Raw genomic sequence first — 15,134 nt, forward strand, 5'->3', positions numbered from 1 at the left:
TTCCTACAGATGGGGTCGAGTTTGACGCGGATCAAGCCGAAACGGCGCATTCCGACGATTGGTTAATCGTTTCGCTTTGTTGCAAATCGATCCACCCCTGCAAATTCGCCCCGCACATGCCCTGGCGCCACATCAACCAGGTTTGCGCATGATCGAACGGCGCCTGCAGGCGATGGGCGCGTACCCGGTCGCGGCCAGGCAGGCTGTCGAGCATCGATTGCGCCATCAGCGCCACCCCTGCGCCAGCGATCACGCAGGCCAGCATGCTCTGGTACGACTCGATTTCCATCACCCGGCCCATGGGCGTGTGGGCATGGGCATACCAGGCCTCCAGGCGCATGCGATAGGAGCAGCCCTGGCGGAAGGTGAACACCGCCTTGCCGGCCACCTCGCGGGCACTGTGCACCGCCGGGTGCTCGGGGCTGGTGATCAGCACCAACACCTCGTCGCACAAGCGCACCCCATCCAGCCCGGCCAGGCTCGGCGGTCCATCCACCAGGGCGGCATCCAGGCGGTGGCTGAGCAGGCCTTCGAGCAGTTCGCCACTGGGCGCGGCCTGCACTTGCAGGTTCACCGCCGGGTACGCCTGGTGGTAGCGGGCCAGCAACGCCGGCAGGTGGATGGCCGCCGTGCTGTACATGGTGCCGAGCACGAAGTTGCCGGCCGGCTGGCCACCCTGCACCGCCGCCACCGCCTCATCATGCAGCGCTTGCAGGCGGTTGGCGTAATCCAGCAAAACCTTGCCCGCAGGCGACAACTGCAGGCGCTGGCGCTCACGCAGGAACAGCTCGACGCCCAGTTGCTCCTCGAGCTGGCGCAGGCGCGTGGACAGGTTCGACGGCACCCGGTGCAGCCGCTCGGCGGCGCGGGTCACCGAACCTTCTTCGGCAACCGCCTGGAAGATGCGCAGTTGGCTGAACTCCATAGCCTTCTCCTAAACTGAATAACTTCATCATCATTATTCAATTTTACTGAAAGTCAATCCGCCCTACCCTGCCATCCATCGCTCAACGTTTGCGCAGGAGTATTCCCATGTCGCCGCTCGTACAACTGCTGGCCAGCGCCGTGGCCTTGATGATGGCCATGGGCATCGGCCGCTTCGCCCTCACCCCGCAACTGCCGCAGCTGATTGCCGAGGGCCAGTTCGACCTGACGGCTGCCGGCCTGGTGGCGGCCGCCAACTACCTGGGCTACTTCATTGGCGCGGCCGATGCCATGTTCGCCCGCCGGCCCCATCAGGTCAGGCTGCGGCTGCAGGGCGGGCTTTGGCTGTGCGTGCTGCTGACCCTGGCCTCCTGGGCCGCCGACGGCTTCTGGAGCCACCTGCTGCTGCGCTTCGGCACCGGGGTTGCCAGCGCCTGGGTGCTGGTGATGATCACCAGCCTCAGCCAGCAGATCGCCAATGCCAGCCAGCGCCAACGCCTGGGTGCCCTGGTGTTCGCAGGGCCTGGTGTGGGCATCGCCGTCACCGGCCTGCTGGCACTGGCGGCGCACCTGCTGGGGCTGAGCTCGGCGGCGTTGTGGTTGGTGTACGCGGTGACGGCGCTGGCCATGCTGCTGGCCGTGCGCCCATGGCTGCCGCGTGCGCTGGAGCCCGCCGTAGTGCCCAGCAGCGGGCAACCGGGGGCGACACGCAGCGTCGGCATTGGCCGCCTGGCCCTGGTGTATGCGTTGTATGGCGTGGGTTACATCCTGCCGGCCACGTTCCTGTCGCAAATGGCCAACCAGCAGTTTCGCGGGCACTGGATGGCTGACCTGTTCTGGCCGGCATTCGGCGTGGCTGCGGCGCTCGGCGTGGTGCTGGTGAGTGCGCGGCGCTCGGGCCGCACGTCCACCTGGTTGACGGCCACCTTGTGGCTGCAGGGACTGGGCGTGCTGGCCTGCCTGATGGGAGGCGGGCTTGGCCTGGCGCTGGGTGTGGTGCTCTGCGGCACACCGTTTCTGGCCTGCATGCAGTTGGTGATGCAGCGCTCGCGGGAGCTGGCGCCGCATGCGACGCAGCGCAATGCCGGGCTACTGACGGCCTGCTTTGCACTGGGGCAGTTGAGTGGGCCGCTGCTGGCTGCCTTGAGCAACCATTACAGCGGGGGCTTGCAGCCGGCGCTGGTGTTGGCGGCTGCTGGGCTGGGACTGGCGGGGGTGCTGGTGCTTGTGGGGAGCCGCAACCCCAATGCTTCCCTGGTTACCGGTCGGGTAGCTTGATGAACCGGGGTGTCTGAACCGGCCCTATCGCCGGCAAGCCGGCTCCCACAGGCTGCCCACAATGCTCAAGCGTTGTGAGTGACCTGTGGGAGCCGGCTTGCCGGCGATAGGGCCAATACTGATCAACCGACAAACCTGCGCAATTGCTGCCGCACCCAGGGCTCGGCGCTGACCAGGATCACCCCCAGCAACACCATCACCGCCCCGAGCACAAAGTTGACGCTCAAGGGCTCATCCAACAGCAACACACCAAAGGTCACCCCGAACAACGGCGTGATGAACGAAAACACCGCCAGGTTCGAGGCCAGGTACTTGCGCAGCAACCAGAACCACGTCAGGTAGCTGACGAACGACACCATGATCCCCTGGAACAGCACGCTGCCAACCGCCAAGGGCGTCATCGCCACCTCGCCGATCTGCCCGCTGAGCAAGGCAATCAGCAACAGCCCGGCAAAGCCCACCGCCAACTGGTAGAACAACGTCAGCGTTACCGGCGCCTCCGACAATCGCGAGCCGCGCACCACCACGGTGGTCGCGCCCCACGCCAGGCCAGCCAGCACGCCCAGCGCATCGCCGAGCAGCATGCGCCCGTCCATCTGCTCGAACGACACGCCCCCGGCGAACGCGGTAGCAATGCCGCCGAACGCCAGCAGGATGCCCATCCACTGCAGCCAGCGCAGGCGCTCGCTGGGCAACATGAAGTGCAGCCCCAGGGCGGTGAATACCGGCGCGGTATAGAGGAATACCGACATATGCGCCGCCGAGGTCAGCTTCAGGCCCTCGGCGATGAACAGGAACTCCAGGCCAAACAACCCACCGGCCAGCAGCCCGGCGCGCCAGGTCGTGCCCACTTGCCCCCAGCCACCGCGCCAGCACAAGAGCAGGCCCACCAGCACGGCGGCCAGGCCATTGCGCAGGGCGGCCTGCATCACCGGGGCGATATCGACCGCCGCGGTCTTGATCAGGACTTGCTGGCAACCCCAGAGCAGGCACAGGCCCAGCATCACCTGGAAGGCAAAGGCGTCAGGGTTCTTGCGGGCCGCGCTCATGGGCGGCCCTCCAGGGTGATCGATGGCATGGGCAAAGGCTCGGCAGTGTTCAGGAAAGACCGATTATCGGTTTTCCTGGCCCACCCTTGCCAGTCTCAAAACGACTTCAAGCGATCTGCGCCTTGGCAGACACCCGGTCGAAGGTGGCTTCATCCAGGGCATCTTCCTGTTCGTCCAGCACCTGGCGCGGGTGTTCGAAGCCCGGAATGCTGCTGTCGAGCAGGCTCAGCAGCCGCGAACCGCGCTCGGTGAGCACGAAGTTCTCGCCATTGCCGCCGTCCTCCGGCGCCCGACTGTCGATGAAACCGCGCTCAAAAAGTAACTTTTCGTACTCGCAGGCGCGAGTTTTCAGGTGGTCGATGTCCCCCACCGGCTGCCCTTCGGCGGCCAGCGCCGCAGCGTGCTGCTCGGCATAGGGGCGAGGCGTGAAGTTGTGACCGGCACCGTTCTGCACCTCGTGCAGCAAGCGCTCGATCAGGTCCCAGTCGTAAGTGGTGCTCATGGCGATGGCCTCTTGCTGTGGACGAAGGGGTACACAGCTTGGGACCCATGGGGGATCGGCGGCGTTCCGAAAGAATCAGCGATCTCGCTGCTGGGCTTGCATGTACTGGCGCAGCAACTGGTTGATCCGTGTCTGATACCCCGCCCCTTGCGCTTTGAACCAGGCGAGCACATCGGCGTCGAGCCTGATCGTCACCGTTTGCTTGGCAGGTACGCGCAGTTCGGCCTGTCGGAAAAAGTCTTCACCCAGCTCGGGGATATCCGAGGTATCGATATCCTTGTCGTCCTGCCGGGCCAGCCGCGCCCAGTCAGTTTTCGATGTATTGGTCATAATGTTTGGCCTCCCATTTGGTGGCTTTGCGTGCGGAAATGATCCGAATGATTTCACCTTGCCGTTCCGTGTAAACGACCACGCCTATCAGTGACTTCAACCAGCCAAGGCTGACCCAGCGTTCCTCTCCATATTCCACGCAACTATCCCGGCGAATCAGCATGGGGTGGTTGAACATGTCCGGAACATCGCTGAAGTCGATGCCATGCTTGCGGATATTGATCTGGTTTTTCGCCTCGTCCCACTCAAAGAACATGGGACGCTCCGTATTTACACTTGTACATACGATACCTCCTGTTTGACAGCGAGGCTAGTGAAGGGCGGTCCAGGCATCAAGATCGCCACACGGCTTTTCAGTGCCGTTCAGAAAAGGACTACGACAACGCGCGATTTCTTCTCGGCCACCATCGGTCGCGAGCACTGAACTTGCTGGGCCACACACACCTCCACCGGGCATACCCACTGCCGGAGGTAGTTAAGGATGAAACCGCTGCTGCGCATCGCCTGTGCCACTGCCCTGTTCTGCGCCCTGCCCGCCTGGGCCTGCACGCCGGAAGAGGCGACACAGAAACGTGAGGAGCTGGCTGGGCTGGTCAGTCAGCTCACCGAGCAGAACCCGCAGAAGGCCAAGGAGATCAATGATGAGCTCCAGGGGATGGAGCTGGGGACGGCGAGCAAGGACTTGCCCGACAAGTGTCAGTTGATCGATCAACGGATCAAGGAATTGAAGACGGCGGAGAAGAAGGCTGACTGATGGGGTGAACCAAGGGCCCTATCGCCGGCAAGCCGGCTCCTACAAATAGCTGTGGGAGCCGGCTTGCCGGCGATAGGGCCTGCGCGGATTACTCAGCCGCAGGCTTGCGCTTCTTCAGCGGCGCCAGGCCGTCGGCGCTGGCCAGTGGTGCGTTGGCCTTGGGCTTGGCGGTTGGCTTGCGCTTGGCCGTGGCCTTCTTGTCGCCGCCCTTCTTCTCGACCTTCTTCTTCTTGGTGCCGGCAGCCTTGCCCGACGCCTTGACCTTCTTCGGCCCGTTGTAGGTGCCTTTGACTTCCTTGATCACCCGGCGCTCGAACTGCTGCTTGAGGTAGCGTTCGATGCTGGACATCAGGTTCCAGTCATTGTGGGTGATCAGCGAAATCGCCAGGCCTTCGCCGCCCGCACGGCCGGTACGGCCGATGCGGTGCACGTACTCGTCGCCGCTGCGTGGCATGTCGAAGTTGATCACCAGGTCCAGGCCGTCGATGTCCAGGCCGCGGGCGGCCACGTCGGTGGCCACCAGCACCTTGGAGCTGCCCTGCTTGAAGCGCTCGATGGCCAGCTTGCGGTCCTTCTGGTCCTTCTCGCCGTGCAGCACGAAGGCCTTCACGTCCTTGGCCACCAGGTGGCCGTAGATGCGGTCGGCCAGGGCGCGGGTGTTGGTGAAGATGATCGCCTTGTCGAAGGTCTCGTTCGCCAGCAGCCACTGCACGATCGCTTCTTTGTGCTGGTCGTGGTCGGCGGTGATGATCTGCTGGCGGGTGCCTTCGGCGAGCTGCGAGACGCTGTTGAGCATCAGGTGCTCAGGGTCTTTGAGCACCTTGCCGATGATGTCACGCAGGGCCGCGCCACCGGTGGTGGCAGAGAACAGCAGGGTCTGCTCGCGGTTCTCGCACTCCTTGCACAGGCGCTCCATGTCTTCGGCAAAGCCCATGTCGAGCATGCGGTCGGCTTCGTCGAGGATCAGCACCTGCACGTGGGACAGGTCGAGGTTGCCGGCGTTGAGCTGCTCGAGCAGGCGGCCCGGGGTGCCGATCAGCACGTCCGGCACCTTGCGCAGCATCGCGGCCTGTTCCTTGAAGTCTTCACCGCCGGTCACCAGGCCCGACTTGATGTAGGTGAACTGCGAGAACAGCTGCACTTGCTTGAGGGTCTGCTGGGCCAGCTCGCGGGTCGGCAGCAGGATCAGCGCGCGGATTTCGACCCGCGGGCCACTCAGGTCGACCAGGCGGTTGAGCAGCGGCAGGACGAAAGCGGCGGTCTTGCCGCTGCCGGTCTGCGCGGTCACACGCAGGTCACGCCCTTGCAGGGCCAGGGGGATGGCCGCGGCCTGCACCGGGGTTGGCTCGACAAATTTAAGCTCGGCCACGGCTTTAAGCAGGCGTTCATGCAGGGCGAATTGGGAGAACACGGAGGTAACCTCAGGCAAGTGCGGGGAAATTCAGTTGCATAGGGTAACGTTTTCTGCCGCAAGAGCCGAATTTCTTTTGGCAACTTTGTCGCCATCCGCGCTCTAATGCCACTTCGTTTCGCAAGCAAAGACCGTTTCAAGCCTATGGATATGCAAAAAATCTGGCGTGACAGCCTCGACCTGTGGGGCACCCTCGACCAACACCCGATGCTCCACGCCGCCATCGGCCTGGCCGTGCTGTTGTTGATTTCCCTGGTGATCGGCCGCCTGGCGCGCTTCCTGATTCTCCACGGCACGCGCCTGCTGGCCCGCCAACCGGCGCTCAAGTGGTTCGACGACCTGCGCCACAACAAGGTGTTCCACCGCCTGGCGCAAACCACGCCGTCGCTGGTCATCCAGTTCGGCCTGAAGCTGGTGCCGGAGCTGTCCGATACCGCCGCGCACTTCCTCGGCAACGTCGCCCTGGCCTTCACCCTGCTGTTCATGACCCTGGCGCTGTCGTGCCTGCTCGATGGCCTGCTGGACATCTACGCACGCACCGAGCATGCCCGTACCCGCTCGATCAAGGGCTATGTGCAGCTGGCCAAGATGATGTTGTGGATCTTCGCCGCGATCGTCATCGTCGCCACCCTGATCGACCGTTCGCCGCTGTTGCTGCTGTCGGGGCTGGGTGCGATGTCGGCGGTGCTGCTGTTGGTGTACAAGGACACGCTGCTGTCGTTCGTCGCCAGCGTGCAGCTGACCAGCAACGACATGCTGCACGTCGGTGACTGGATCGAGATGCCCCAGGTCGGCGCCGATGGCGATGTGGTGGACATCACCTTGCACACGGTGAAGGTGCAGAACTTCGACAAGACCATCGTCTCCATCCCCACCTGGCGCCTGATGAGCGAGTCGTTTCGCAACTACCGCGGCATGCAGCAGTCGGGTGGGCGGCGGATCAAGCGCAGCCTGTTTATCGACGCCGCCGGCGTGCGCTTTTTGACCCAGGAAGAGGAACAGCGCCTGGGCCAGGTACGCCTGCTGGGCGACTACCTGGCCACCAAGCGCCAGGAGCTGCAGGCCTGGAACGAGGCCCTGGGGCCGGTGCCGGAGCTGGCGGCCAACCGCCGCAAGCTGACCAACATCGGCACCTTCCGCGCCTTTGCCCTGGCCTACCTGAAGAATCACCCCAATGTGCATGCGGGCATGACCTGCATGGTGCGGCAGATGCAGACCACCGCCGAAGGGGTGCCGCTGGAGATCTACTGCTTCACCACAACAACGGTGTGGGCGGATTACGAGCGGATCCAGGGGGATATCTTCGATTACCTGCTGGCGGTGTTGCCGGAGTTTGGCTTGAGCTTGTATCAGCAGCCCAGTGGCAATGACATGCGGGTGGGGTTGGCGGGGCGGGTGCCGCGCCGGCTTGAGGAATTGAGCGAGGCTTGAGAGTGCCGGGGCCGCTTTGCGGCCCTTTCGCGACACAAGGCCGCTCCTACAGACACACGCGATCTCCTGTAGGAGCGGCCTTGTGTCGCGAAAGGGCTGCAAAGCAGCCCCCAATCACCCCGCATACCCCAGCAAATACAACAACCCAGTCAAGGTCACCAACGAAGCCACGGTCGACAACAGGATCGTGCGCGAAATCAACCCCGCCTCCCGGTTGTAATACTCCGCCAGCATGAACGGCCCGGTGCCGGTCGGCAGCGCCGCCAGCAGCACCGCCGACGCCGCCCACATGGTTGGCAAGCTGAACACCTTGAACGCCAGCACCCAGGTCAACGCCGGCTGCCCCACCAGCTTCATCGCCACCAACGGCCAGGGGCTGGCCTGCGCACCCGTACGCTTCTCGGCCAGAAACGCGCCCAGCGACACCAGCGCGCAAGGCGTGGTGGCCAGCGCCAGCATGTCGAGAAAATGCATCACCGGCTCCGCCAGCCCCAGCCCGGACACGGCCCAGGCCGCCCCCGCCAGCGGCGAGATCACCAGCGGGTTCTTCGCCAGCGCCTTGCCGACCACAAGCATCGCCCGGCCGACCTGCCGCTCCTCCTGCAGGCCGATCTCGATCAGCGTCAGCGAAATCGCAAACACCAGGCACACCACGATCAGCGACGAAATCAGCGCCGGCTGCAAACCCGCCTGGCCAAACAGCAGTAGGCACAGCGGAATGCCGATGTAACCGGTGTTGGCATAGCCCGCGCTCAAGCCATCGATGCTCGCCGCTACCAGGCCATGGCCGCTGTACAGGCGCCAGGCCAGGGTGGCGACGAACATGGCCAACGCCCCCGCGCCGAACGCGACGATGAAGCCTGGGTGCCAGATCTCGCTCCAGGTCGCGGTGGCCGTGACCTTGAACAGCAACGCCGGCAGGCACAGCCAGACCACCATCTTGTTGATCTCGGCAGCGGCCTTGTCGCCGAGCTTGTTGGCCCGGCGGCACAGGTAGCCGACCAGAATCAGGGCGAAGATCGGCGCGACGATGACGAAGATGGTGTGCATGTCAGGCCTTGCGGGCCAGCGGCGATTCAACGCGGCTGCCCAGGCGGCTCAGCCACACCGACGCGAGGATGATCGCGCCACCGATGAACAGCCGGCCCAGCGGTTCATGCTGGTTCCAGATCAGCAGGTTGAGCAACAGGCCCACCGGCACATGCAGGTTGTTCATCACCGCCAGGGTGCCGCCGGAAACCAGGCAGGCGCCCTTGTTCCACCAGTACAGCCCGAGTGCCGTCGGGCACAGGCCGAGGAACAGCAACACCAGCCACTGCACATCGGTGCTCGGCAAGTGCTGGGCGTTGCCGAACAGCAGGAAGGCCGGCAGCACGACGATCAAGGCGCCCAGGTAGAAGTAGCCGAAGCGCTTGTAGTGCGGCAGGTCGCTGGGGTGGCGGGCGACCAGGTGGCGGTACAGCACCTGGCCGGCGGCATAGGTGAAGTTGGCCAGCTGCAGCAGCAAAAAGCCGATGAAGAAGTCGCCACTGATGCTGTCGAAGCGGATCACCCCCGCGCCGGCCACCGCCACCAGCGCGGCCAACAGTGCCCAGGGGTTGAAGCGCCGGTTCAGGGCGTCTTCGATCAGCGTCACGTGCAAGGGGGTGAGGATGGTGAACAGCAGCACTTCCGGCACCGTCAGCACGCGGAAGCTCAGGTACAGGCAGACATAGGTGATGCCGTACTGCAGCGCGCCGATCAGTAGCATCGAGCGCAGGAAACGCGGCTCGACCTGGCGCCAGCGGGTCAGCGGCAGGAACACCAGGCCCGCCAGCACCACGCGCGCGAGCACGGCGAAATAGCTGTCGACGTGCCCGGCCAGGTACTCGCCGATCAGGCTGAAGGAAAACGCCTGGATCAGCGCGACGATTATCAGGTAGCCCATGGTTGCCTCTCGTGGATCAAGGCGGCGACCTTAGCGGGTTGCGGGCTGTGTGTTCAACCATGAGTAATGTGGGGGCTGTTCTGGCCCTATCGCCGGTAAGCCGGCTCCCACAGAGATAGCACAGCACTCAAGGCTTGCGAGGCCGGCGATAGGGTCGGCAGGGGCAAAAAAAAGCCCGGCCATCGAGGCCGGGCAGGTACACCCAAAGGAGCAAACAAGGTGTCAGGGTTGGGAATTCGCTGAAGCTCAGGCCACCGCCGCCAGCTTGGCCTTGGCCTGGTTGATGCCCTTCTCGTGGAAGTCACCGCTCATGTTCAGGCCTTCGGCATGGATGAAGTTCACATCGTGGATGCCAATGAATGCCATCACCTGGCGCAGGTAGGGTTCCTGGTGGTCGCTGGTGGCGCCGGCATGGATGCCGCCACGGGCGGTCAGGACGATGGCGCGCTTGCCGGTCAGCAGGCCTTGCGGGCCGGTCGGGGTGTACTTGAAGGTGATGCCGGCACGCAGCACGTGGTCGAGCCAGGCCTTCAGCGTGCTGGGGATGGTGAAGTTGTACATCGGCGCGGCCATTACCAGCACATCGGCGGCCAGCAGTTCATCGGTCAACGCGTTGGAACGGGCCAGGGCATCCAGTTCGGCGGCGTTGCGCTGCTCTTGCGGCTTCATCCAGCCACCGAGCAGGTTGGCATCCAGGTGCGGCACCGGCGTTACGGCCAGGTCGCGCACGCTGATCTCGTCAGCCGGGTGCGCCGCTTGCCACTGCTCGATGAAGTCGCGAGTCAGTTGACGAGAAACGGAATCCTGCTGGCGGGCGCTGCTTTCGATGATCAGTACGCGGGACATGGGTGCCTCCATCGGCAAAAAGGGTGCGATTCGATGGAGGTGAGATTAAGGCTTGACCTATCGATAAAAAAGCGTAAAAAGTGGGTGCAATCTATCGATTAATCCGTTTTATTGCGCTTTACAGTCCAGCGCGATGCGCAGCTTGATGATCTGCCGGTTGAACTTGGCCGTCACGTCCACGCTCTTGCCGGCCGGCACATTGACCCGGCGCACCCGTGGCGCTTCAGGGCCATTGCGGAACATCACCTTGCAGGCCGCCGGCACTTGCCCATAGTTGTTCAGGGTAATGGCACCGATGTCGTAGGCGGTGTCGTAGGCGGTGTAGTCCAGCTTGACCCCGGTCAGTTCCTTCTCCACGTCGATGGGGTAAGCCATGGCCCCCAGGGGCAGGCACATCAGTATTGCCGCACAACACTTCTTCATGGGCGCTCTCCTTGAAAGAGCGCAGCTTAGGACAACAGGAGCCAAAGATGAAAGCGCCGCGCGTAACCCTGGATCAGTGGCGAACCCTGCAGGCAGTGGTCGATCACGGAGGGTTTGCCCAGGCCGCCGATGCCTTGCACCGGTCGCAGTCGTCGGTCAGCTACACCGTGGCGCGCATGCAGGAGCAACTGGGCGTGCCGCTGCTGCGCATCGATGGGCGCAAGGCCGTGCTCACCGAAGCCGGCAACGTGCTGCTGCGCCGCTCGCGGCACCTGGTCAAGCAGGCCAGCCAGCTCGAAGACCTGGCCCACCACATGGAGCAAGGCTGGGAAGCCGAGGTGCGCGTGGTGGTCGATGCCGCCTACCCCAGCGCCCGCCTGGTGCGCGCCCTGGCCGCGTTCATGCCGCAGAGCCGCGGTTGCCGGGTGCGCCTGCGCGAAGAGGTGCTGTCCGGCGTCGAGGAGGTGATGCACGAAGGCATCGCCGACCTGGCCATCAGCAGCTACAGCATCGGTGGCTACCTGGGCGCCGAGCTCAGCGCCGTGGAGTTCGTCGCCGTCGCCCACCCCGAACACAGCCTGCACCGCCTGGGCCGCGAGCTGACCTTCCAGGACCTGGAGAGCCAGCTGCAGGTGGTGATCCGCGACTCCGGCCGTGCGCAGCCGCGCGATGTCGGCTGGCTCGGCGCCGAGCAGCGCTGGACGGTCGGCAGCCTGGGCACCGCCACCACCTTCGTCAGCAGCGGCCTGGGCTTTGCCTGGCTGCCGCGGCACATGATCGAGCGCGAGCTGCGCGAAGGCGTGCTCAAGCCATTGCCGCTGGATCAGGGTGGCAGCCGCCACCCACTGTTCTACCTTTATTCGAGCAAAGAGAAGACCCTGGGCCCGGCCACGCAGATTCTCATCGACCTGCTGCGCAATTTCGACACCGCGCCCCTGGACGTGCCCTTCGCAGCCCCCCCGCAAGCCTGAGAGGACCGCGCCCATGGCCTATTTCGAACATGAAGGATGCTCACTGCATTATCAGGAATACGGCCAGGGCGACCCCCTGGTACTGCTGCACGGCCTGGGCTCCAGCAGCCAGGACTGGGAACTGCAGGTGCCCGTGCTGAGCCAGCACTACCGGGTGATCCTCATGGACATCCGTGGCCACGGCCGCTCCGACAAGCCCCGCGACGGTTACCAGATCGCCACCTTCAGCGAAGACCTGCTGGCCCTGCTCGAACACCTGCAGACCGGCCCGGTGCACTTCGTCGGGCTGTCCATGGGCGGCATGGTCGGTTTTCAGTTCGCCGTCGACCACCCGCACTGGCTGCGCAGCCTGTGCATCGTCAACAGCGCCCCCGAGGTCAAGCGCCGCACCCGCAGCGACTGGCTGTGGTGGGCCAAGCGCTGGGGCCTGGCGCGCATCCTCAGCGTCGAGACGGTCGGCCAGGGCCTGGCCGAACGCCTGTTCCCCAAGCCCGAGCAGAGCGAGCTGCGCCGCAAGATGGCCCAGCGCTGGGCGCGCAACGACAAGCGCGCCTACCTCAAGAGCTTCGATGCCATCGTCGACTGGGGCGTGCAGGAACGCATCGGGCAGATCCACTGTCCCACGCTGGTGATCGCCGCCGACCACGATTACACGCCGATACCGTTGAAGGAACGCTACGTGGCGCTGATGCCCCACGCAAAGCTGGTAGTCATCGACGATTCCCGGCACGCTACGCCCCTTGACCAACCCGAGGTCTTCAACCAGACATTGCTGCAATTCCTCGCAGCCGCTTCCACCTCTCAAGGATCTTTGAGCCCATGCTGAAAAAACTCCTGCTCACCGCCTGCTCGGTGGCCTTCGCCACCAGCGTCATGGCCTCCGACAAGACCCCGCACGTATTGCTGGACACAAGCTTCGGCCAGGTCGAAATCGAGCTCAATGCCGAGAAGGCGCCGATCAGTACCAAGAACTTTCTCGAGTACGTCGACAGCGGGTTCTACAACAACACCATTTTCCACCGCGTGATCCCAGGCTTCATGGTCCAGGGTGGCGGCTTCACCGAGCAGATGGTGCAAAAGCCCACCCGCGACCCGATCCGCAACGAAGCCAGCAACGGCCTGCAGAACACCCGCGGCACGCTGTCGATGGCGCGCACCTCCGACCCGAACTCGGCCACCAGCCAGTTCTTCATCAACGTCGCCGACAACGACTTCCTCAACCCGGGCCGCGACCGTGGCTACGCCGTGTTCGGCAAGGTCACCAAGGGCATGGAAGTGGTCGACCAGATCGTCAACTCGCCAACCACCGTCAAGAAAGGCATGCGCGATGTGCCGGCCGACCCGGTGTTCATCAAGTCTGCCAAACGCATCGACTGATCGCAGGTTTCACAAGGACGTGAAACCACCTCAGGTCGGGTAGCACAGGAGTCTCGTCACCCATGCTGTACCGCCGCTTCGAGCAACTGATCGACATCTTCCGCGACGCCCCGAGCGAATCGCCGCCCACCCAGGTGTGGCCCTTCTACCTCTACTACCTGCGCCAGGTGTGGCCAAGCTTTCTCGCCCTGCTGGTGGTCGGCCTGTTCGCCTCGCTGATCGAGGTGGCGATGTTCAGCTACCTGAGCCGCATCATCGACCTGGCCCAGGGCACGCCCAATGCCAACTTCTTCAGCGAGCACAGTGGCGAGCTGATCTGGATGCTGGTGGTGATTTTGCTGTTGCGGCCGATCTTCTTCGGCCTGCACGACCTGCTGGTGCACCAGACCATCAACCCCGGCATGACCAGCCTGATCCGCTGGCAGAACCACACCTATGTGCTCAAGCAGAGCCTGAACTTCTTCCAGAGCGACTTCGCCGGGCGCATCGCCCAACGCATCATGCAGACCGGCAACTCGCTGCGCGATTCGGCGGTGCAGGCGGTCGATGCCCTGTGGCATGTACTGATCTACGCCGTCACCTCGCTGGTGCTGTTCGCCGAGGCCGACTGGCGCCTGATGCTGCCGCTGCTGGCCTGGATCGCCGCGTACATCGCCTCGCTGTTCTACTTCGTGCCCAGGGTCAAGGAGCGCTCGGTGGTGTCCTCCGACGCGCGCTCCAAGCTGATGGGCCGCATCGTCGATGGCTACACCAACATCGCCACCCTCAAGCTGTTCGCCCACACCGACTACGAGCAGCAGTACGCCCGCGAAGCGATCCGCGAGCAGACCGAGAAAACCCAGCTGGCCTCACGCGTGGTCACCAGCATGGACGTGGTCATCACCACCCTCAACGGCCTGCTGGTGGTCGCCACCACCGGCCTTGCCCTGTGGCTGTGGAGCCAGTCGCTGATCACCGTGGGCGCCATTGCCCTGGCCACCGGCCTGGTGATCCGCATCGTCAACATGTCGGGCTGGATCATGTGGGTGGTCAACGGCATCTTCGAGAACATCGGCATGGTCCAGGACGGCCTGCAGACCATCGCCCAGCCGGTCACCGTCACCGACAAGCCCCAGGCCCCGGCGCTGAAGGTCAGCCGCGGCGCGGTGCGCTTCGACGATGTGGACTTCCACTACGGCAAGGGCGGCAACGTGATCGAAGGGCTGAACCTGGACATCCGCCCCGGCGAGAAGATCGGCCTGATCGGCCCGTCCGGGGCCGGCAAGTCGACCCTGGTCAACCTGCTGCTCAGGCTCTACGACGTGCAGGGCGGGCGCATCCTGATCGACGGGCAGAACATCGCCGAGGTCAGCCAGGCCAGCCTGCGCGCGCAGATTGGCATGATCACCCAGGACACCTCGCTGCTGCACCGCTCGATCCGCGACAACCTGCTGTATGGCCGCCCCGACGCCAGCGAGGCGGCGCTGCACGAAGCCGTACGCCGTGCGCGGGCTGATGATTTCATCCCGCTGCTCTCCGATGCCCAGGGGCGTACTGGCTTCGATGCCCATGTGGGCGAGCGCGGGGTGAAGTTGTCGGGTGGCCAGCGCCAGCGCATCGCCATTGCCCGGGTGCTGCTGAAGAATGCGCCGATCCTGATCATGGACGAGGCCACCTCGGCGCTGGACTCGGAAGTGGAAGCGGCGATCCAGGAAAGCCTGGAGACCCTGATGCAGGGCAAGACGGTGATCGCCATTGCCCACCGGCTGTCGACCATTGCCCGGATGGACCGGCTGGTGGTGCTGGACAAGGGGCACATCGTCGAGAGTGGCAGCCACAGCGAGTTGCTGGAGCAGCAGGGGTTGTATGCGCGGTTGTGGCATCACCAGACTGGCGGGTTCGTCGGGGTGGATTGAGCCCCTATCGCCGGCA

17 protein-coding genes are annotated in these 15,134 nt (G+C 64.3%); 7 read left to right on the top strand and 10 right to left on the bottom strand.

Going from position 1 to position 15,134, the window contains the following annotated elements; translation table 11 throughout:
* Positions 1 to 31: 31 nt before the first annotated feature.
* On the bottom strand, positions 32 to 925 hold the full coding sequence (gene ptrR, locus L6D75_RS13570; RefSeq protein ID WP_176517765.1) for a putrescine utilization regulator PtrR: 894 nt from the start codon (positions 923 to 925) through the stop codon (positions 32 to 34).
* A gap of 107 nt (positions 926 to 1,032) precedes the next feature.
* Here ptrR and L6D75_RS13575 point away from each other — a divergent pair, with 107 nt between their 5' ends.
* Positions 1,033 to 2,202 (top strand): MFS transporter, encoded by a 1,170-nt coding sequence (locus tag L6D75_RS13575; protein WP_176517764.1) that lies wholly within the window; start codon positions 1,033 to 1,035, stop codon positions 2,200 to 2,202.
* A 122-nt stretch (positions 2,203 to 2,324) separates the two neighbouring features.
* On the opposite strand, the gene L6D75_RS13580 is transcribed toward L6D75_RS13575, so the two are convergent.
* The 4 genes from L6D75_RS13580 to L6D75_RS13595 all read right to left on the bottom strand — a co-directional run bounded on the left by L6D75_RS13580 (position 2,325) and on the right by L6D75_RS13595 (position 4,339).
* Positions 2,325 to 3,251, bottom strand: a complete 927-nt coding sequence (locus tag L6D75_RS13580) for a DMT family transporter (RefSeq protein WP_176517763.1) — start codon at positions 3,249 to 3,251, stop codon at positions 2,325 to 2,327.
* A 106-nt stretch (positions 3,252 to 3,357) separates the two neighbouring features.
* The gene (locus L6D75_RS13585; protein WP_176517762.1) at positions 3,358 to 3,753 is read right to left on the bottom strand and encodes a transcriptional regulator; all 396 of its coding nucleotides are present in this window, start codon (positions 3,751 to 3,753) and stop codon (positions 3,358 to 3,360) included.
* Positions 3,754 to 3,828: 75 nt separating this feature from the next.
* Complete coding sequence (locus L6D75_RS13590; RefSeq protein WP_176517761.1) at positions 3,829 to 4,083, bottom strand: BrnA antitoxin family protein; 255 nt, start codon at positions 4,081 to 4,083, stop codon at positions 3,829 to 3,831.
* Positions 4,061 to 4,339 carry a BrnT family toxin gene (locus tag L6D75_RS13595; protein ID WP_176517760.1) on the bottom strand — a complete coding sequence of 93 codons (279 nt, stop codon included), beginning with the start codon at positions 4,337 to 4,339 and terminating at the stop codon, positions 4,061 to 4,063. The genes L6D75_RS13590 and L6D75_RS13595 overlap by 23 nt, the downstream gene beginning before the upstream one ends.
* A gap of 225 nt (positions 4,340 to 4,564) precedes the next feature.
* On the opposite strand from L6D75_RS13595, the gene L6D75_RS13600 reads away from it, so the two are divergent.
* A complete protein-coding gene (locus L6D75_RS13600) occupies positions 4,565 to 4,837 on the top strand; it encodes a hypothetical protein (protein WP_176517759.1) in 273 nt (90 codons plus the stop codon).
* An 88-nt stretch (positions 4,838 to 4,925) separates the two neighbouring features.
* Here the strand turns inward: L6D75_RS13600 and L6D75_RS13605 are convergent, their stop codons facing one another.
* Positions 4,926 to 6,248, bottom strand: coding sequence for a DEAD/DEAH box helicase (locus tag L6D75_RS13605; protein WP_176517758.1), 1,323 nt, complete (start codon positions 6,246 to 6,248; stop codon positions 4,926 to 4,928).
* 144 nt (positions 6,249 to 6,392) lie between these two features.
* On the opposite strand from L6D75_RS13605, the gene L6D75_RS13610 reads away from it, so the two are divergent.
* Complete coding sequence (locus tag L6D75_RS13610; RefSeq protein ID WP_176517757.1) at positions 6,393 to 7,679, top strand: mechanosensitive ion channel family protein; 1,287 nt, start codon at positions 6,393 to 6,395, stop codon at positions 7,677 to 7,679.
* Between the two features lie 114 nt (positions 7,680 to 7,793).
* Here the strand turns inward: L6D75_RS13610 and L6D75_RS13615 are convergent, their stop codons facing one another.
* The 4 genes from L6D75_RS13615 to L6D75_RS13630 all read right to left on the bottom strand — a co-directional run bounded on the left by L6D75_RS13615 (position 7,794) and on the right by L6D75_RS13630 (position 10,875).
* A complete protein-coding gene (locus L6D75_RS13615) occupies positions 7,794 to 8,729 on the bottom strand; it encodes an AEC family transporter (protein ID WP_176517756.1) in 936 nt (311 codons plus the stop codon).
* A gap of 1 nt (position 8,730) precedes the next feature.
* Positions 8,731 to 9,606 (bottom strand): carboxylate/amino acid/amine transporter, encoded by an 876-nt coding sequence (locus L6D75_RS13620; RefSeq protein WP_176517755.1) that lies wholly within the window; start codon positions 9,604 to 9,606, stop codon positions 8,731 to 8,733.
* A gap of 246 nt (positions 9,607 to 9,852) precedes the next feature.
* Positions 9,853 to 10,452 (bottom strand): FMN-dependent NADH-azoreductase, encoded by a 600-nt coding sequence (locus L6D75_RS13625; protein ID WP_176517754.1) that lies wholly within the window; start codon positions 10,450 to 10,452, stop codon positions 9,853 to 9,855.
* 108 nt (positions 10,453 to 10,560) lie between these two features.
* On the bottom strand, positions 10,561 to 10,875 hold the full coding sequence (locus L6D75_RS13630; protein WP_176517753.1) for a 3-phosphoglycerate kinase: 315 nt from the start codon (positions 10,873 to 10,875) through the stop codon (positions 10,561 to 10,563).
* 47 nt (positions 10,876 to 10,922) lie between these two features.
* On the opposite strand from L6D75_RS13630, the gene L6D75_RS13635 reads away from it, so the two are divergent.
* The 4 genes from L6D75_RS13635 (at position 10,923) to L6D75_RS13650 (ending at position 15,118) form a co-directional block, all read left to right on the top strand.
* Positions 10,923 to 11,846 (top strand): LysR family transcriptional regulator, encoded by a 924-nt coding sequence (locus L6D75_RS13635; protein ID WP_176517752.1) that lies wholly within the window; start codon positions 10,923 to 10,925, stop codon positions 11,844 to 11,846.
* Positions 11,847 to 11,859: 13 nt separating this feature from the next.
* Positions 11,860 to 12,672, top strand: coding sequence for an alpha/beta fold hydrolase (locus tag L6D75_RS13640; RefSeq protein WP_176517751.1), 813 nt, complete (start codon positions 11,860 to 11,862; stop codon positions 12,670 to 12,672).
* Entirely contained in the window at positions 12,666 to 13,223 is a 558-nt protein-coding gene (locus L6D75_RS13645) for a peptidylprolyl isomerase (RefSeq protein ID WP_176517750.1), read from the top strand. The genes L6D75_RS13640 and L6D75_RS13645 overlap by 7 nt, the downstream gene beginning before the upstream one ends.
* 62 nt (positions 13,224 to 13,285) lie before the next feature.
* A complete protein-coding gene (locus tag L6D75_RS13650; RefSeq protein WP_176517749.1) occupies positions 13,286 to 15,118 on the top strand; it encodes an ABC transporter ATP-binding protein in 1,833 nt (610 codons plus the stop codon).
* Positions 15,119 to 15,134: the final 16 nt, after the last annotated feature.

It is taken from the genome of Pseudomonas faucium, assembly GCF_021602585.1.
Classification (GTDB): domain Bacteria; phylum Pseudomonadota; class Gammaproteobacteria; order Pseudomonadales; family Pseudomonadaceae; genus Aquipseudomonas; species Aquipseudomonas faucium.